Genomic DNA, 18,726 nt, shown 5'->3' on the forward strand with positions numbered 1-18,726 from the left:
CATTTTCACCGTTCAAACAACCAACCTGCCAATATTTATTTTTTTATGCGCATACTTCTTCTCCTGCTGGCATTTTTAGTAGCAGAGGCCACTTACCCACAAGATCCAGATTTTAGTGTTTCCCGTATTGACCCAGAACTCCTTAAAGGTGCAGAGGCAGTTGTTCGTTTGAACAAGATGCATGTAGAACTTGCCTCTAAAAGAAACATGCGGGTGGCCCATAAAAGGGTCGTAACAATTTTAAATGAAAAAGGCAATAGACACTCGCAGGCATTTGTGAACTATGACAGGGGTATGTCAGTTAAAAATGCCATGGCAATTATTTATAATCAAGGAGGTGAAGTAATTGAGAAAATAAGACAAAAAGATTTTGTTGATATAAGCGCTGTTGAGAGTGGCACCTTGTACTCTGACTCAAGGGTATTGTATATGAGCTATTTGCCGATTGAGTATCCTTATACTATTGAATTTTCTTATAATCTGGTCACCGATAATACGGGTATTATTCCTTCATGGTACTTCATTGATGATTATTTGGTGAGTACCGAACGAAGCGAATTTACAATTGCCTTTTCATCCCTAGAACTTAAACCGGCCATTAAGGAAAAGAACCTGGATGATATGCTGTATGAATTCGAAGAGACTGAAAGCTCACTTTCATATTTAGCGTACAATATCCCTTTGATCAAAAATGAAGAACTCAGTCCGGCACTAAAGAAAATGGTGCCTTGCATTAAAGTGAGGCCCGTCAATTTTCATTATGAAGGTTTTGACGGGAGTATCGATAGCTGGAAAGATGCCGGGGATTGGATGCGCCATAATATTCTCAAAAATCAAGATGAACTTGACCCGGAGACTGTACAAATGGCGCAAAAATTGGTTGAAGGGGTTAGAGACGACCTTGAAAAAGCCAAGATTATCTATCGTTATGTGCAAGAAAACACTCGTTATATCAGTGTGCAGGTCGGCATAGGAGGGTTAAAGCCGACCAGCGCCATAGAGGTGAACAATCTTAAATACGGTGATTGTAAAGGGCTGAGCAATTATACCCAAGCGTTGTTGAAAGCTGTTGGTGTTGAGTCATATTATGTGCATGTTGAGGCAGGGCAGGACAAGTTCGATTTTGAAGATGACTTTGCCAATTTGGCCGCCGGCAACCATGTAATATTGGCCATACCCTACAACGAGAAATTTTATTGGATTGATTGTACTTCACAAACCACTCCGTTCGGGTTTATAGGTGATTTTACCGATGACCGAAAAGTTTTGGTGATTAAGCCAGAGGGTGGTGAATTGATAAGAACAGTTGGGTATAGCAACGGTGACAACCTAAAAAAGATGAAAGTCAACTACGCCATTACGGAAGAGGGTGGACTGTTGGGTAATGTTCATGTAACATCCAAAGGCATACGATATGATAGGCATTACCTGCTGGAAACACTACCAAAGAAAGATGTAGAGGAGTATTACAAAGACTATTGGAACAATGTCAATAATGTTGAAATAAGGAAATACAGTTTTAAAAATGATAAAAACCAAATTGTTTTTGAAGAGGAAATTAAGCTAGCGGCATCAAAATATGCATCATTGTCCGATAACAAAATGATTTTCGTTGTAAATGCCTTTAACAACAGCCAATTTGTACCCAAACGATACCGTGAACGAAAGTTTCCACTTGAGATACAAAGAGGCTATGTAGACGAAGATGTATTTGAAATTCAACTTCCTGAAGGATTCGTAATCGATGCCATGCCGGTAGACAGATCATTAAAAGCAAAATTTGGGAGTTACAACGTTTCATTCTCTAACAAAGAATCTCGCCTTACCATGCGAAGAAGACTCCAGATTAACAAGGGAACCTATCCTCCAGAAGAATATGGGGCCTATAGAAAATTCAGACGTGCAGTTGCTAGATTCGATAACTCAAAGATTATACTAAAAAAACCACAACACCATGATGAATAGAATCCTCCTTTTAGGACTGATACTACCGTTGCATTTTGCCAGTGCCCAAGAAGTCAAATTTGGCAAAATCAGCAAAGAAGAACTGATTGAAAAAGAATATGCCCCTGATAGATCGGCCAATGCAGCTATCTTATACAAAAACCAAAAGACCTACTTCCTGACCACCAATGGAGTCAATTCGTTGGTGACCGAAATACACGAGCGGATAAAAATATATAACAAAGAGGGATTTGAATATGCCACAGAGACCATTGATCTATTTAAAACAAGGTACGATGATGAGCTTGTAAGAAAAATAAAGGCGGTAACCTATAATCTCAAAGATGGCGAAATTGTAGAGGATGAGCTCGATAAAGACCAGATTTTTAAGACAGAGGCCAGTTATAACTATAATCAGGTAAAATTCACAATGCCCAACGTTCAAGAAGGTTCGGTAATTGAGTTCAGGTACGTTATCAAATCGCCTTTTATTTGGAACATTGATGACTTTCAATTTCAATATGACATTCCTGTCAAGCAAATGATAGCGGAACTTAGAACACCGAAAGGATTTCATTTTAAACAGACTCCAAAAGGTTATTACAATGTTTATCCGAAGACATCGACCAGTCGTGACAACCGCATTGGTATGGACGTTATTATCAATAAATATCATGCGGTTCAAGTGCCTGCCATGAAAAAAGAGGCGTATGTCGACAATATTGATAATTATCGTTCTGGGGTCATGTTTGAGTTGGTTTATGTGGATATTCCCGGATATTACAAAAGCTTTGCACAATCTTGGGGCGATGTGGCCAAGACCATAGGCAATTCAGATGATTATAAAAATGAATTGGACAAGACCAAATCTTTTGATGATGAGTTGGATGCTGTAATCACCGGAAAAAGCTCTCAGATTGACAAGATGAAGGCCATCTTTAAGCATGTGAAGAACACCATTACGTGGAATGGCAGGGATGGAAAGTACTTTCAGTATGGCCTAAAGAAAGCCCTTAAAGAGAAAAAAGGAAACGCTGCGGATATCAACCTGCTCATGGTGGCCATGTTGCGGTATGCAGGTATTGATGCAAACCCAGTGGTAATCAGCACCAAAGATAATGCGATACCATTTTTTCCGACCCTCGACAGATTGAATTACGTAATTGCCTATGCCAACATTGACGACAAACAATATTTTTTAGATGCCACCGAAGAGTTCAGCGACATTAATGTGCTTCCGGTCAAAGATTATAACTGGAAAGGTATGTTGATAGACAACCAAAAAATGGTATGGCAACAAATAAATGTCATATCTCCGAAGCAATCCAATAAATTGTATTCTGTAAACCTTAAACTAAGTGAAGATGGCAGCTGCGAGGGCACCTATAAATCGAGATTTGATAGGCACAGCGCCTTTGCCTTTCGTAAGAATTTTAAAAATACTGAACTTGATTCTTACTTGAGTTCGATGGAAGAACAGTTCTCAGGAATAGAAATAGACGGGCATGAGGTAAAAAATGCCGATGTTTATGAAGGCCCGGTTTCAGAATCGTTTGAGTTTTACAATGACTATGCGGCTGATGTAATCGATGGAAAACTATACTTTGAGCCCCTAAGCTTTATGCGGATGGAAGAAAATCCATTTAAGAGCGAAGAAAGAATGTATCCCATTGATTTTGGATATCCCTTTAAAGATACATACATGGTAAATGTTGATATTCCAGAAGGATATGTAGTTGAATCAAAACCAGAGCCTATCGTGGTCAAACTGCCCAACGATTTGGGTAGGTTCAAATATATACTCAGTGAGAATGGAAGCAAAATAAATGTATTGGTTAACTTTGAAATCAATAGGGCCATACTTTCGGCAGAATTATATCCCATTTTAAGGGAATTCTTCAAGCAGATTATTGCGAAAGAGTCCGAAAAAGTAGTATTAGCAAAAGTCTAAATGAACATACAAAACGCACAACAGGCCGTAGATGAGTGGATAAAAAACCACGGGGTCCGCTATTTCAATGAATTGACCAATATGGCCCAATTGGCCGAAGAAGTGGGCGAGGTGGCGCGGATCATTGCACGTAGATATGGGGAGCAGAGCGAGAAACCCTCAGATAAAGAGAAAGACCTTGGCGAAGAGTTGGCCGATGTTCTTTTTGTGGTATTGTGCCTGGCCAACCAAACCGGTGTTGATCTGCAAAAGGCTTTTGAAAAAAAGTTGGATATCAAGGCTAAGCGTGACCATGACCGCCACCACAACAACGAGAAGTTAAAATAAAATATCCCTTTCCTTGGGGAGAGGGCCAGGGTGAGGGGCAATATTCATAAGTCCTTCATTAAATTTACTGCTCTTTTTCCTAGCTTTGATGCTCGTTAAAAGGCATTGCATTGAAACTACAACTTTCCGCACCATCCAATAAGCTGTTACAGGCAGAAGCGAGAATTACCGGCTCAAAAAGTGAAACGAACAGGTTGTTGTTGCTACAGGCCCTGTACCCAAATCTTAAAATCGAAAACCTTTCCAATTCTGATGATGCAGTGGTTATGCGAAAAGGCTTGGCCATCTCAAAAGGTGAGGTGGATATTCACCATGCGGGCACCGCCATGCGTTTTCTGACTGCCTATTTCGCCTCTCAACCGGACAAAGAGGTTGTGCTGACAGGTTCTGAACGCATGAAAGAACGCCCCATAAAGATTCTGGTCGATGCCCTTCGCAATCTGGGCGCCGACATTTCCTATGTGGGGCAAGAGGGGTATCCACCCTTAAAAATCAAAGGAAAGAAACTCGTAAAAAACAAAGTTGAACTGCCTGCCAACATCAGCAGTCAGTACATTTCGGCACTTTTGCTTATTGCTCCAAGTTTGAAGAACGGGCTTGAAATTCATTTGATCGGCAAAATCACTTCGGTTCCCTATATCAAAATGACCTTGGGGCTACTTGACCAAATAGGGATGGCAACCGCTTTTGATGGGCAGGTAGTTAAAGTGCATCCCAAAGAAAAAGTGAAGTCCCAAACCATGGTGGTCGAATCGGATTGGAGCGCTGCCAGCTATTTCTATAGCATTGCTGCACTGGCCGAAGTAGGTAGTAAGATTACCCTTTCTTCCTATAAAAAACATTCATTACAGGGCGATAGTGTTTTGGCAGAAATTTATCGTGATTTTGGGGTCGAGACCTATTTTGACCGTAATACGATCCATTTAAAAAAAATATCAAACCCGCAACCCGCAACCTTGGACCTTGAACTAAGTAATGCCCCCGATATCGCACAGACCATTGCGGTTACTTGCCTTGGGCTGCAAATGGGCTGTCATCTTACGGGCCTGCACACGCTGCCCATTAAAGAAACCGACCGTTTGGGTGCCATGAAGGCCGAGCTTGAAAAATTTGGTGCCCAAGTTGGTATTACAAACGAAAGCCTGACTTTGAAACCATCGGCAATAGGCGAATCAAACGTTTCGGTCGACACATACAATGACCATCGTATGGCCTTGGCCTTTGCACCCTTGGCCATGAAAACCTCCTTTTTTGTCAATGATGCCGAGGTGGTTTCGAAATCATATCCTGATTTTTGGCGGGATATGGCTAGACTGGGCCTAAGAATTAAGGAGTAGTAGTCATATTTAATGCCTGATTACTTGACATCCCCCTTTTACAGATTGTATATTTGCAACTTTTATAAAAATCCATAGAACCGAATGAAATCGACATATTCAAAATAATCATTAGATACACAATAAAATGATTGATTTTGATTATCAAAGGTTATATGTGACTGATAAAAAGCAATAAGAAATATACACATGAAACTATCAAACTTCAATTTTGAGCTTCCGAAAGAGTTATTGGCAGAGTATCCGGCAGAAAATAGGGATGAATCTAGGTTAATGGTTGTCCATAGAGACAGCGGTAAGATCGAGCATAAAATGTTCAAAGACCTGATTGACTATTTCGATGAGGGCGATGTAATGGTGTTGAACAATACGAAGGTATTTCCTGCGCGGCTTTATGGCAATAAAGAGAAGACCGGTGCACGAATTGAAGTTTTCTTGCTGCGCGAACTGAACGAAGAACAACGCCTTTGGGATGTTTTGGTAGACCCTGCCCGAAAGATTCGAATCGGCAACAAACTGTATTTTGGCGAAGATGAGAGCTTGGTGGCCGAGGTCATCGACAATACCACCTCTAGGGGCCGCACACTGCGCTTCTTGTACGATGGTTCGTATATGGATTTCCGTAGAAAACTGAAAGAACTCGGTGAAACGCCTTTGCCAAAGTATATCAAACGTGAAGTGGAACCAGAAGATGAGTTACGTTACCAAACCATTTATGCCAAACACGAGGGTGCCGTGGCCGCACCCACTGCCGGGCTCCACTTTTCGAAGCACTTGTTGAAAAGGCTCGAGATCAAGGGTATCGACTTTGCCGAGGTGACACTGCACGTAGGCCTCGGCACGTTTAACCCGGTTGAGGTCGAAGACCTTTCAAAGCATAAAATGGACAGCGAAGAATTGGTGATTGACGAGCGGGCGACAGAAGTGGTCAACCGTGCCAAGAGAAACAAAAAGAAAGTCTGTGCGGTTGGTACCACGGTAATGCGTGGCCTTGAGAGTGCCGTATCATCTGAACACACACTCAATACGTTTGAGGGTTGGACGAACAAGTTCATCTTCCCTCCATACGAATTCAGCATTGCAAATTGCATGATCACCAATTTCCATTTGCCAAAATCAACCTTGTTGATGATGGTTTCAGCATTTATGGGCCATGACCTGATGAAAAAAGCCTATAAACAGGCCATATTGGAACAGTATCGCTTCTATTCGTATGGCGATGCGATGTTGATTCTATAAGATATTGATACTTTTGGTTTTGTCACCCTGAGCGAAGTCGAAGGGTCTTTTTCTACCTTTGACGCAATGGTTCAAGACAAGCGAGATATCCGGGCACTTAGCAAAGAAGAACTGCGTGACTTTTTTGTCTCCAAGGGCGAGAAGCCCTATCGTGGCAATCAGGTATATGAGTGGCTGTGGCAAAAATCGGCCCATTCTTTTGAAGTCATGACCAATCTTTCAAAAGAGACCCGACAGCTCTTGCAAGAAAACTTTGTTATCAACCATATTTCTGTGGATCAAATGCAGCGTAGTGCCGATGGCACCATTAAAAATGCTGTGAAGTTGCATGACGGCTTGGTAGTGGAATCGGTATTGATTCCTACGGAAACGAGAACAACCGCCTGCGTCTCAAGCCAAGTGGGCTGTAGTCTCGATTGCAGGTTTTGTGCCACCGCACGTTTAAAGCGCATGCGCAATCTCAATCCTGATGAAATATACGACCAGGTGGTGGCCATTGACCGACAGAGCAAACTATATTTCAATAGGCCATTGAGCAATATTGTTTTTATGGGCATGGGCGAGCCTTTGATGAACTATAACAACGTGCTCAAGGCAATAGAAAAGATAACATCCGATGAGGGTCTGGGCATGTCGCCCAAGCGTATTACGGTCTCTACTTCTGGGGTACCCAAGATGATCAAAAAAATGGCCGATGAGAAAGTGCGGTTCAACTTGGCGGTGTCGTTGCATTCTGCCATTGATGAGGTAAGAACCCAGATAATGCCTTTTAACGAGACCTTTCCCCTACATGATCTGCGAGAGGCACTTGAATATTGGTATGCAAAGACAAAAAACCGCATTACCTACGAATATGTGGTCTGGAAAGGCATTAATGATACCCAAAAAGATGTGGATGCCTTGGTGAAATTTTGCCGTTTCGCCCCTTCAAAAGTAAATCTGATAGAATACAATCCCATTGATGATGGTGGGTTTTCACAGGCGTCGGAAGAAGCGCTTGAAATGTATCAAAACACCCTTCAAGAAAACGGTATAGTGGTGACTGTCAGACGCTCACGGGGTAAGGACATCGATGCCGCCTGCGGTCAGTTGGCCAATAAGTCATAGTCTCACCTAGAGGAGCCTGTGCCGCACATGGCTTGAGATGCAAGTAGGTGTTCTGGGTATTGCCTGATTTTTATTTTGGTACGGCTGCAAAACCACCTTTTTCAACTCGCAACAAATTTTTATACGGTTTGTCTGTTTTAACCGACCAAACCCACGATTTTCGCTACTTTTGATACGCTGAACCGACAAACCAAACCAGGGTATTTTTGAAGATTGCCGCTCAAATACGGGAACCCATTGAAAAAGAGATGGAACTTTTCGAGGAAAAGTTCCGTCAGTCAATGTCGTCGAAGGTTTCGCTCTTTAACCGAATCACCTATTACATTGTCAATCGAAAGGGCAAACAGATGCGCCCTATGTTCGTTTTTTTGACTGCCAAAATGTTGAATGATGGTGAGGTCAACGAGCGCACCTATACGGGGGCCTCGATCATCGAGCTCATACATACCGCCAGTTTGGTACATGACGATGTGGTGGATGAAAGTGACAAACGCAGGGGCTTTTTCTCCATAAATGCCCTCTGGAAGAACAAAATCGCGGTTTTGGTGGGCGATTTCCTGTTCTCAAAAGGGCTCTTGCTATCCCTAGAAAAGAAAGACTATGATCTACTGCATATTATTTCAGATGCGGTCAGGCAAATGAGCGAGGGCGAGCTCTTGCAGATTGAGAAGGCGCGCCTGCTTGATATTACCGAAGAGGTCTATTACGACATTATTCGCCAAAAAACGGCCACCCTTATTGCCGCTTGCTGCAGCATGGGGGCATGTGCCGTAAAGCCAGGGTCAAAAGAGGTCGAGGCCTTTAGAAGATTCGGCGAGCTTTGTGGAATGGCCTTTCAGATCAAAGATGATCTTTTTGATTATGGCGAGGAACGAATCGGTAAACCTACCGGAATCGATATCAAAGAGCAAAAGATGACACTGCCCTTGATCTATGCCCTAAACAACAGCGACCATAAAAGAAAGCGTTGGCTAATCAACTCCATCAAGAACCATAACAAGAACAAGAAAAGGGTCAAAGAGGTAATCGCCTATGTAAAAGAAATGAAAGGGCTTGAATATGCTGTGGCAAAAATGCTGCAGTTTAAAGATGAGGCCCTTGAAATGCTGAACGATTACCCCGATTCGCCTTATAAAGAATCGTTGACATTGATGGTCAATTACGTGGTTGACCGCAAGAAGTAGGTCTTTTTCTGTAACCGTACTGTTGGTGAAAAGCGGTCGGACAATTTGTGATTTCCCGTTCTACCCCCTTTTTGACAGCATATTTTTTATCGCTGGGCAACCATTTTAGAAGTGCCTGCGTCTATATTTATAGAACAAACCAAGAACACTTGAAGATCATTCGGTTATACAAGAACGAAAAACAGCTGATTGCAAAGGCCGTTGATGGAGACCGACAAGCCCAACGCACTATTTACGAAAGATTTTCGCCGAAGATGTTGGGCGTTTGCCGTCAGTACATCAAAGATGTACAGTTTGCCGAAGATGTGATGGTCGGGGGCTTTGTAAAGGTGTTCAAAAACCTAAAGACCTTTGGCCATAGAGGGAGTTTTGAGGGATGGATACGTAAGATTATGGTACGCGAATGTATTTCACACCTCAGAAAGAAACAATTTGTAGTGTATGGTGAGGAGGCCTATGAGCACATGGCCATTGCAGAAGAAAACCAGACCTCGGTATCAGATGTTGAGCATATTCAACATTTGATAGATGGTCTGCCAGAAGGCTACAAGATGGTTTTTGTACTCTATGCGGTCGAGGGTTATAAACACGAAGAAATTGCACAATTGCTACAGATTTCGGTGGGCACATCAAAATCACAGCTTTTTAAGGCCAGAAAAATGTTGCAAGAAAATTTAAGGTTAATGGGAATAACGCCCCGCACGAAGTCTAGGGGCCAATAAGAAATACAATGGACAAGTTAGAAGAACATATCGCCAAAAAGCTCCGTGAGCGCGAGATAAAACCGTCGGAGGCAGCTTGGGAGAAATTGGAGGCCCAATTGGGCCCTGCACCTTCTCGAAAGAACAAGATGTACTATTGGTATGCGGCAGCGGTCTTCGTGGGTGTTTTGTTGGTGTCGGCCATTTATTTTAGGTCGGGTGATGCCCCGCAACCTGCCAAGGTTGAGGTTGTAGAATCTCCAACATCGCACGGTCAGGATGGAAATGAGGGCAAAAATGATGCAAGAAGTCCGCAAACCGGGCAAAAGGCGCTGGTTGAAACCACCCAAAAAGAAGAACCTATTGAAAACAATGATCCAACGATTATAGAACTGGAAGAGGCACCTGAAAGTGAAACGGCCTTGGTACAGACCAAAGATGTAGACGAGGTCAACAATGATCAGTTGGGCGCAGAAAAGATCGTTATCGAAAGAAAATTGGAGGAGGTCATGGCCCAAGTGGCACTTTTAGAAAGCCAGAACGAGCAGGTTACTGAAGCCGAGGTCGACTCTCTGCTAAGGTCGGCCCAACGTGAAATCCTCGCAGAAAAAGCATTGTCGCAAAATGGCCCAGTAGACGCCATGGCCCTGCTGACAGAGGTAGAAGACGAGCTCAATCAAAGTTTTAGAGACCAGATTTTCGACGCTTTGAAAGAAGGCTATTTTAAACTTAGAACCGCGGTGGCCGACCGTAACAATTAATATTCATCAATCAAAAATCCCCTTCTTTACTTCCCCCATATTGGGGGGGAGGTAGAAAGAGGATTGCTAAAACCAAAACAATCATGAGTAAAATCACCACAGTATTCGCAGCTTTGTTATTGACCTTTTTGGCACAAAGTGCATATGGTCAAAAAGAGTATAAAAAGAAAATAGAGACTCTAAAGGTTCAAAAAGAAAAGATAGCCGAACAAGAAAAAGAGGCCCTGAAACTTGAAGTGCAGGCCATAAATGAACGTTTAAACAACAGAGCCATTACCCTAGAGGAAGCCCAGCGTTTAAAAGAGGAGGCCGCTGTGAAAAGGGCGAAGAACATAGAGGAAAGGGTCGCTATTGTTGAGAACCAAATTTCATTGCTCGAAAGAAATGAAGGAAAAACATTGATTCTATTGGAGGCAGATACACTGGCTAACGACCAAGTCAGGGTGGGGCTCAACATCGATGGCAGACCCGTATTCAACATCTTTTCCGATCAATGGAGAAGAAATATCAAATACGACCGTCGAACTTATTCAGATTTTGTGTTTGCCATAGGTTTGAACAACGCACTTATTGATGGACAGTCGTTAGACGAATCTCCCTACAAAATAGGAGGCAGCCGGTTTTTTGAAATGGGCTGGCAATGGCGCACACGGGTTTTCAAGAATACCAATTTCATGCGTTTCAACTATGGAGTGTCATTTCAGTTCAATGGCTTAAAGCCCGATGATAACCAGTATTTCGTACAAAATGGAAACCAAACCGAGTTACAGGAGTTTGACGTTGAACTTGATAAATCAAAATTTCGGATGGATAACCTGGTGTTTCCTGTTCATATCGAGTTCGGACCTTCTAAATACCATGAGCATAAGAATAAATTTCGCTACAGTCTTGACAATCAATTCAGACTTGGTTTGGGCGGGTATGCTGGGTTCAATCTTGGCACACGTCAAAAACTCAAATATCAAAGGGATGGTGAACGGGTAAAAGACAAGCTTAAACGTGACTACAACACCAGCAATCTAATATATGGCTTGAGTGCCTATGCTGGTTTTGAAGGTGTGCTTTTGTATGTCAAGTATGATCTGAACCCGATTTTTAAAGATGCAGTGGTTGAACAACGAAATATTTCTTTGGGCCTTCGGTTTGACCTATGACCACTAGATATGCCAAGTGCTGGTAAATCTTGATCAAGAGGGGGGTGGTTATTTAGAAATCGCTTCCCTCATTTCAGTAGAAAATTCCTCCTTATAATAGGCCCGCTTGCAATGCGAGCATTCGGCAAATTGAAGGGTCTGTACACGAAACAATGGTAACCAGAACAGGTGAAAGTAATTGGGCTGTGATACCGCCGTCAATGTACCTGTCTGTCCGCAATGGGAACAAGAAACCCCGTGAAGCCGCTGTTCCACCTTTTTTCCGGGTCGAGTTCCAAAGAAGAGAATCATGTGCTAGTTTTACGTAAAAATAATTCAAAAAGAAAAAATAGTTTGCCCACGATGGTGAGTGGGGCAAGTGTGCAAGACATTTTCCATATTTTTACCAACCATGATTTCGAAAACCACCATAGATAAAGTGTATGATGCCGCCCAGGTAGAAGAGGTGATAGGCGATTTTGTGCAGTTGAAGAAATCAGGATCGAACTACAAAGGGCTGAGTCCGTTTACCGATGAACGCACTCCCAGTTTCATGGTGTCTCCCGTGAAGCAGATTTGGAAGGATTTCAGCAGTGGAAAGGGGGGCAATGTGGTGGCCTTTTTGATGGAGCACGAACTTTTTACCTATCCCGAAGCCATTCGGTATCTCGCCAAGAAGTACAACATCGAGGTCGAAGAAACCGAGCAATCCACCGAAGAAAAAGAACAGGCGAACGAACGCGAGAGCATGTACCTTGTATCTGCCTTCGCACAGCAGTATTTCGAAGACATATTATGGCGTTCAGAGCCCGGCAAGGCCATCGGCCATAGCTATTTTAAAGAAAGGGGGTTCACTGATGAGACCATTAAAAAATTCGGGCTGGGCTATAGCCTTGATGAATGGGAGGCCTTTACCAAGCACGCCTTGCAGCAAGGCTATCAACTTGAGTTTCTCGAAAAAACGGGCCTGACAATTGTAAAAGACCAGGCCGATGGCGGCAAAAAGACCTTTGACCGTTTCAAGGGGCGGGTCATGTTTCCCATCCACTCCATGAGTGGCAGGGTGTTGGGGTTTGGTGGCCGTATTCTTGTCAACGATAAAAAAGCAGCCAAATATCTCAATTCACCAGAAAGTGATATCTACCACAAGAGCAAGGTGCTCTACGGTATCTATTTTGCCAAACAGGCCATTGCCAAAGAAGACAATTGCTATTTGGTCGAGGGGTATACCGATGTGATACAGATGCACCAACGGGGCGTTGAAAACGTGGTCTCCTCGAGCGGAACGGCCCTGACACCAGAACAGATCCGGTTGATAAACCGGTTGACAAAGAACATAACCGTACTGTTCGATGGCGATGCCGCTGGGCTTAGGGCTTCTTTGCGTGGTATAGACCTCATTCTAGAGCAAGGGATGAACGTCAAGGTATGTACTTTTCCAGAGGGTGAAGACCCCGATAGTTTTGCCAAAAACAACAGCTATGGCGATGTAGTGCTGTATTTGGAGGAACACTCCATGGATTTCATCCAGTTCAAAACCTCGTTATTGGCCAAAGAAGCTGCAAACGACCCTATCAAAAGGGCCGAGACCATTCGCGATATTGTACACAGTGTTGCCAAGATACCCGACCGGATCAAGCAAGAGGTGTACATACAGGAGTGCGCCAGAATGCTGCAGGTCTCTGAAGCGGTGCTGTACGATACCTTGGCCCAAATAACCCGAAAAGGTATTTCTGATGCGGCGAAAAAATTAAAACAGCTACAACAGGCCTTTGAGGTGGTCAAAAACGAGGAACCTGTTGAAAAGGTAGATGTACAGTACGAGCTTGAAAAGAAAATAATTCAGATGCTATTGCTCTACGGCAACCAAAAGCAAGAGTTTGAAGATCTTGTGCTCAAAGAAAACGAGGAAGGTGATTTGGTCTTGCAGCCAGAGATTGTGGAAGCCAAGGTATACGAAAAAATATATTTGGCCCTTCAAGAGGATGAAATTGAGTTGAGCAATGAAGATTTTAAGGCCGTGTACTACAAATTGATAGAGGAATTGAACGAGAATGATGACTTTAACCTGAATGAGTTCATGACCAGATTGGACCAAGATTTTGTGAACGAACTCTCCTCGCTTCTCATGGAAGAAGAAAAGTACACCCTCCATGATTGGGAACGCAGGGATATCTATCCCAAAGAAAAAGAACAGGGTATCGCGCAATTGGTAGATGAGACCATATTGACCTTGCGTTGCAATTTGATCAAAAATAGAATTGCGCAGCTTCAAAAGAATACCAAAGAGTCGAACGGGGACCATTCAGAGACCTTGGAAGAAATCATGAACTACCTGCAGTTGAACAAGCTGTTGAATGCTAAATTGAGCAGGGTACTTTCCTAACAAGAAAAACCCCAACAAAATTGGGGCTTTTTATAATAACGGTTGAATGTTTCTTAATACAGCTCTAAGGCCTTGGCCTGCTGCAAAAGATCTACCAGATTGTCAACATTCAGCTTTCGCATTAATCTTGCTTTGTAGGTGCTGACGGTTTTTTCGTTTAGATTCAAGCCTTCGGCGACCTCTTTGTTTCGTTTTCCACTGGCCAAGAGCTTAAGCACTTCAATCTCTCTGGTAGAGAGTTTTCTAAAGAATCTACGGGGTTTCCGTGTTCCTTCGTCGAAGGCCAGTCTTTGCGCCAATTCATTGGTAATAAACATGTTGCCTTCGCTTACTTTTCGTATCGCCGATACGATGTAATCTAGATCGGCGGCCTTTGAAAGATAGCCATAGGCTCCTGCCCTTATAGTACTCAGGGCGTACACATCTTCAGATTGCCCACTGTACATCAATACTTTGGCATTGGGGAAATCTTGTTTCATTTTTCTAAGAGTTGCAATGCCATTGATTTCTGGAATATCCATTTCAAGCATTACCACATCAGGGGAAACTTTTTGCAATGTTTCAAAAAGTTCGGTTGTTGAAGACACATCAGCCACTACCTCCATATCTGAAACGGAGTCGAGTACATGCCTGATTCCCAAGCGTACAATTGGATGATTGTCTGCTACTAAGACTTTAATCATTGTGGTAGGTTTTTCTTAATATCATTTGAAAAGACTATGGTAATCTAATGCCTACAAATGATGAGAGGCAATATAGCCATTTCAAGGAACAAATGTGCTTTTTTTTTCTTAAAACCACAGAATTTTTGGGGTTTTAATCGTTTTAAGACGCATATTTCTGGTTAATCTGCTGTTTTTAAGGAATCTGGAATTACGCATACAGGTATGGGAACCATTTTGTGCTTATTGGCCATATTGAATTTTTTGTAAATCTTGAAAACCTCTTGCTGCCTTCCAGAGAAATCTTCAGCCCTTTTTCCTTGTTCATCCATTTTCATGGCCCACTCAAGTTCGGGGTATGAGGCACCTATTTGGTCTTCATCGGTACGATCATCGCCCCAAAGGCCGTCTGTCGGTGGGGCTTGCATAATGTCTTGGTTGATGCCCAAAACGTTTGCCACTTCGTATACTTCGGTTTTCAACAAATCCGCTATTGGGCTCAGGTCTACCCCGCCATCCCCATATTTGGTGTAGAAACCAACGCCAAAGTCCTCGACCTTGTTACCAGTGCCCGCCACCAAATACTTGTTTAGGGCTGCAAAGTAATACAGGGTGGTCATGCGCAATCGAGCCCGGGTATTGGCCAACGACATCAATCTATCCTCTTCGTTTTCGACTTTTGGTAGGGCGGCTATAAGGCTATCGAATACAGGGGTAAGGTTTACGGGCTGCCTTTTTACATTGGGGAAATGTTGCATCAGCCAATCTATATGCCGGTCAGCCCGGGTTACTTGGTTTTCTGCTTGGTGAATGGGCATTTCAACGCAGAGCACTTCCAAGCCGGTCTTGGCGCAGAGGGTTGAGGTGACGGCAGAATCGATGCCCCCGGAAATTCCCACCACAAACCCTTTCATTCGGGCATTGGTCGCATAGTCTTTTAGCCAATTTACAATGTGCTCGATAACCTTTTCAGTTTGCATGAATCTTTTTTTGAAATCAAAAATTTACCTTTGTGCCCTGTAAATTTAAATGCTGGACCCCAAAAAATGAAGCAGGGTACGAAATACTTTCTTTTTGTGAGTTTTGTTTTGCTCTTGGCGGCATGTCGGCAAGAGGACAAACGAGCGGCCGAGATTGCCAAAACTCCGATAGCGCTGGAGATTGCGCGTTTTGATCTTGCGTTTGACAATGCTACGCCCGATAGCCTGCAGAGTCTGAAGGGCGCATATCCCTACTTGTTTCCTAAGGGTACGCCCGATTCGGTCTGGGTGGCCAAGATGCATGATACGCTACAGCAACAGTTGGCCGATGAGGTTCAAAAGGCTTTTGATGATTTCGATGATGTTGAAAGGGGTATACGGAGTTTGTTCCAACATGTCAAATATTATTACCCAGAATCGCAGGTGCCGAAGGTGGTTACCCTTATCTCAACAGTTCGCTACGAGGATAGGATAATTTTGACAGATTCGCTCTTGCTGATCGGCCTTGACAACTATTTGGGGAAAGACCACTTTTTCTACAAAGGCCTGTCGAACTACATTGCCCTAGGGTTGGACAAAAAGTATTTGTTGTCAGATATCGCCAGTGCCTTTGCCAAAAAGGTCAACCAGTACCCTAGAAACCGTTCCTTTTTATCGCGAATGGTGTATTATGGTAAAGAACTTTATATAAAGGATAAGCTGCTACCTGATATTCCTGATGCCCAAAAAATAGGTTATACCCCAGAGCAAATGCAATGGGCCAAAGAAAACGAAGAGCAGATTTGGCGGTTTTTTATTGAAAGGGAACTGCTATACAGTACCGATTCGAAGTTGGACAAGCGATTTTTGGATCCTGCCCCTTTTTCAAAGTTCGGGCTTGAGCTTGACAACGAATCACCGCCCCGGTTGGGACGCTACATGGGCTGGCAGATTGTAAGGGCCTATATGGAAAAAAATGATGTGACCCTGCAGCAACTCTTGGCCTTGCCCGCTGACGAAATTTTCAAAAAATCTAATTACAAACCCAGACGATAGATGGCAGTAGTACATACTTCAGAAATAACTTTAAAGGTAGGGCTCGACGAAAACCGCGTGCCTGAAGAGTTGACTTGGTCGGCAGAAGATGGTGGTGTCGACAACGAAGAAGCAAAAGCCATGTTGCTGTCGGTTTGGGACAGCAAGAACAAAGAATCGCTCAAAATAGATCTTTGGACCAAGGATATGCCGGTTGAAGAGATGAAGATTTTCTTTCACCAGACCCTGATGACCATGGCCGATACCTTTATGAAGGCCACCCAAGATGAAAAAATGACGGCCACCATGAAAGACTTCTGCGATTATTTTGCCGAAAAGTTGGAATTGAAGTAGCTTTTTCGTACCGCGAAGTTGAATGGTTTGGTAGAGTGTTTTTTAGTTTTTGGCCCTTACTTGTCGGTAATAGCTCCAGCCAATTAAAAATATCAATGCCAATTGGATCAATCTGTGTATCCAAATATTCAATTCAAAACCAAAAAATCCACCTGTTTTTTGGTCGGTTACGAATCCATAGATCAAATCTGAAATTAAAATAAGCCCTGCGATTATATAAAGTACTTTTTTCATATTTCTAGTAGTGTGGTTTGCAACAAACGGCAACCTGTTTACATCAGTTCACGGTTTGGCCACTTTTATAATGCCAGTATATCAGCATTGACGCAAGCCCAATATAGGCAAACCATGTGCGCGAATTGGTCAAAACCCAGTATCGAATAGAAGATACGTCGTTTGCCGTGGTATTTTGCGGCCAGCTTGCTTGTGAAAAAATCGGTGATAAAATGTAGTAGCCCGTTGATGACCGCGTAGCCCAAGGCTATTTGCCACGAAAAGACCAAATTGCAGAACACAAGCAGCACAGCGGTATAGACCAAAATGTGCAGCGATAGCCATTTGAGGCTATGGTGCTTTTTCAGGGCCATGTTGTTGGTCTGTAGCAGGTAATCGCCGACCCAGTGCGCCAATAACAAGACAATGAAATCCATGGTGGCAAGTTACTTTATTTCAACAAAGTTGGGAGCCTGTTGGTAGCGATAAGTGGTATCGGTCAATATTTTCATTTCTTTGGTCTCCCAGTTCATCAATCCGATATGAAATTGGGTTTGTTCGTCATCGAATAGTTCTATCACCAACCACTTGCCATCGGGGCTCCAATCGTGCCACCCCTCATTTTGTTCATTTTCGGTCAGCTTCCACTGCTTTTCACCATCGAGGCTCACGGCATATAGACTGTACTTGCCATCTTGAAAGCTTTGGTAACTGATAAAGTTTTCAGAGGGATGTAGTTTCGGAGGGCCCGCATGGTAATGGTGCCACTTTGCCGTGGTGTCATTTTTCGGGTAATGGGTCAACTGCCTCAGCGAACTGCCGTCATCGTTCATGATATAGAGCTCGTCAAGGTAACCGTTGTCTTTTTTAAAACGTTTTTTAGAGCCCCTAAAAACAAGCTGTTTGCCATCGTTAACAAACAAGGGGTCTGAGAAATAGGGCAGGCCGGTAGGTAGTTTTTTCACAACCTCTCCCTTCATGTTGATGATATAGAAAACAGAGTCTATTTTCGAGCTGGGCTTTACAATGAGTTCGGTGCCATTTTTTCGGCTGCTCATCCAACTGTCGGCCAATACCACATCAGAAACTTTCTTGATACTTTTGCCCTTAGGGTCGGTAACGTACAAACGGTAGCATCGGTGGCAAAAATCCTTATCTGAAATGAAATACAGTTGGTCTTTATAGGAGTAATACGACCATTCTACCCCTGGTAAATTGGTAACGTTCTTCTTGTTAGAACCGTCGAGGTTCATGGTAAAAACCTCATAATTATCGTTTTCAGCATCGAACAGCACGTTATAGGCTATGGCGTATTCGGGTTGCTTTGGCCCGCAATTGATAAAAATGAAAAGAACGATGAGTGTAGGTAAGACCTTTAGAATATTTATTTTCATCAGCAGTTGATTGTTCGAGATGCCTAAATGTATGATAAA

At 43.1% G+C, this 18,726-nt stretch carries 19 protein-coding genes; 13 read left to right on the forward strand and 6 right to left on the reverse strand.

Annotated features, from left to right (window positions below):
* Window positions 1-45 precede the first annotated feature (45 nt).
* The 10 genes from VC82_RS10315 to VC82_RS10360 all read left to right on the forward strand — a co-directional run bounded on the left by VC82_RS10315 (window position 46) and on the right by VC82_RS10360 (window position 11,705).
* On the forward strand, window positions 46-1,965 hold the full coding sequence (locus tag VC82_RS10315) for a DUF3857 domain-containing protein (protein WP_045802303.1): 1,920 nt from the start codon (window positions 46-48) through the stop codon (window positions 1,963-1,965).
* Complete coding sequence (locus VC82_RS10320) at window positions 1,955-3,895, forward strand: transglutaminase domain-containing protein (protein WP_045802304.1); 1,941 nt, start codon at window positions 1,955-1,957, stop codon at window positions 3,893-3,895. Before VC82_RS10315 ends, VC82_RS10320 begins: the two co-directional genes overlap by 11 nt.
* Complete coding sequence (locus VC82_RS10325; protein WP_045802305.1) at window positions 3,896-4,222, forward strand: nucleotide pyrophosphohydrolase; 327 nt, start codon at window positions 3,896-3,898, stop codon at window positions 4,220-4,222.
* Between the two features lie 110 nt (window positions 4,223-4,332).
* A complete protein-coding gene (locus VC82_RS10330) occupies window positions 4,333-5,559 on the forward strand; it encodes a 3-phosphoshikimate 1-carboxyvinyltransferase (protein ID WP_045802306.1) in 1,227 nt (408 codons plus the stop codon).
* A 189-nt stretch (window positions 5,560-5,748) separates the two neighbouring features.
* The gene (gene queA, locus VC82_RS10335) at window positions 5,749-6,798 is read left to right on the forward strand and encodes a tRNA preQ1(34) S-adenosylmethionine ribosyltransferase-isomerase QueA (protein WP_045802307.1); all 1,050 of its coding nucleotides are present in this window, start codon (window positions 5,749-5,751) and stop codon (window positions 6,796-6,798) included.
* A 66-nt stretch (window positions 6,799-6,864) separates the two neighbouring features.
* On the forward strand, window positions 6,865-7,905 hold the full coding sequence (gene rlmN / locus VC82_RS10340) for a dual-specificity RNA methyltransferase RlmN (protein ID WP_045802308.1): 1,041 nt from the start codon (window positions 6,865-6,867) through the stop codon (window positions 7,903-7,905).
* A gap of 206 nt (window positions 7,906-8,111) precedes the next feature.
* Window positions 8,112-9,089 (forward strand): polyprenyl synthetase family protein, encoded by a 978-nt coding sequence (locus VC82_RS10345; RefSeq protein WP_045802309.1) that lies wholly within the window; start codon window positions 8,112-8,114, stop codon window positions 9,087-9,089.
* Between the two features lie 149 nt (window positions 9,090-9,238).
* The gene (locus tag VC82_RS10350) at window positions 9,239-9,811 is read left to right on the forward strand and encodes an RNA polymerase sigma factor (RefSeq protein ID WP_045803385.1); all 573 of its coding nucleotides are present in this window, start codon (window positions 9,239-9,241) and stop codon (window positions 9,809-9,811) included.
* Window positions 9,812-9,819: 8 nt separating this feature from the next.
* Window positions 9,820-10,551 carry a hypothetical protein gene (locus tag VC82_RS10355; RefSeq protein ID WP_045802310.1) on the forward strand — a complete coding sequence of 244 codons (732 nt, stop codon included), beginning with the start codon at window positions 9,820-9,822 and terminating at the stop codon, window positions 10,549-10,551.
* Between the two features lie 83 nt (window positions 10,552-10,634).
* A complete protein-coding gene (locus VC82_RS10360; RefSeq protein WP_045802311.1) occupies window positions 10,635-11,705 on the forward strand; it encodes a hypothetical protein in 1,071 nt (356 codons plus the stop codon).
* Window positions 11,706-11,753: 48 nt separating this feature from the next.
* Here VC82_RS10360 and VC82_RS15450 read toward each other — a convergent pair whose 3' ends face one another.
* Entirely contained in the window at window positions 11,754-11,996 is a 243-nt protein-coding gene (locus tag VC82_RS15450; RefSeq protein ID WP_084598201.1) for a zinc-ribbon domain-containing protein, read from the reverse strand.
* Between the two features lie 100 nt (window positions 11,997-12,096).
* On the opposite strand from VC82_RS15450, the gene dnaG reads away from it, so the two are divergent.
* Window positions 12,097-14,070: a DNA primase gene (dnaG, locus tag VC82_RS10365; RefSeq protein WP_045802312.1), complete on the forward strand. Its 1,974-nt coding sequence runs from the start codon at window positions 12,097-12,099 to the stop codon at window positions 14,068-14,070.
* A 53-nt stretch (window positions 14,071-14,123) separates the two neighbouring features.
* On the opposite strand, the gene VC82_RS10370 is transcribed toward dnaG, so the two are convergent.
* Together VC82_RS10370 and nadE are read right to left on the reverse strand one after the other, a co-directional pair.
* On the reverse strand, window positions 14,124-14,753 hold the full coding sequence (locus tag VC82_RS10370; RefSeq protein ID WP_045802313.1) for a response regulator: 630 nt from the start codon (window positions 14,751-14,753) through the stop codon (window positions 14,124-14,126).
* Between the two features lie 161 nt (window positions 14,754-14,914).
* Window positions 14,915-15,712 (reverse strand): NAD(+) synthase, encoded by a 798-nt coding sequence (gene nadE / locus VC82_RS10375; protein WP_045802314.1) that lies wholly within the window; start codon window positions 15,710-15,712, stop codon window positions 14,915-14,917.
* 66 nt (window positions 15,713-15,778) lie between these two features.
* Between nadE and gldB the strand changes: the two genes are divergently transcribed.
* A complete protein-coding gene (gldB, locus tag VC82_RS10380; protein ID WP_045803386.1) occupies window positions 15,779-16,747 on the forward strand; it encodes a gliding motility lipoprotein GldB in 969 nt (322 codons plus the stop codon).
* Window positions 16,748-17,080, forward strand: a complete 333-nt coding sequence (gene gldC / locus VC82_RS10385) for a gliding motility protein GldC (protein ID WP_045802315.1) — start codon at window positions 16,748-16,750, stop codon at window positions 17,078-17,080.
* Window positions 17,081-17,122: 42 nt separating this feature from the next.
* On the opposite strand, the gene VC82_RS10390 is transcribed toward gldC, so the two are convergent.
* The 3 genes from VC82_RS10390 to VC82_RS10400 form a co-directional block, all read right to left on the reverse strand.
* On the reverse strand, window positions 17,123-17,314 hold the full coding sequence (locus VC82_RS10390; protein WP_045802316.1) for a hypothetical protein: 192 nt from the start codon (window positions 17,312-17,314) through the stop codon (window positions 17,123-17,125).
* 65 nt (window positions 17,315-17,379) lie between these two features.
* Complete coding sequence (locus VC82_RS10395) at window positions 17,380-17,730, reverse strand: DUF3307 domain-containing protein (protein ID WP_045802317.1); 351 nt, start codon at window positions 17,728-17,730, stop codon at window positions 17,380-17,382.
* Window positions 17,731-17,739: 9 nt separating this feature from the next.
* Window positions 17,740-18,687 carry a TolB family protein gene (locus VC82_RS10400; RefSeq protein WP_045802318.1) on the reverse strand — a complete coding sequence of 316 codons (948 nt, stop codon included), beginning with the start codon at window positions 18,685-18,687 and terminating at the stop codon, window positions 17,740-17,742.
* Window positions 18,688-18,726: the final 39 nt, after the last annotated feature.

Origin of the sequence: Flagellimonas lutaonensis, assembly GCF_000963865.1 — a bacterium.
Classification (GTDB): domain Bacteria; phylum Bacteroidota; class Bacteroidia; order Flavobacteriales; family Flavobacteriaceae; genus Flagellimonas_A; species Flagellimonas_A lutaonensis.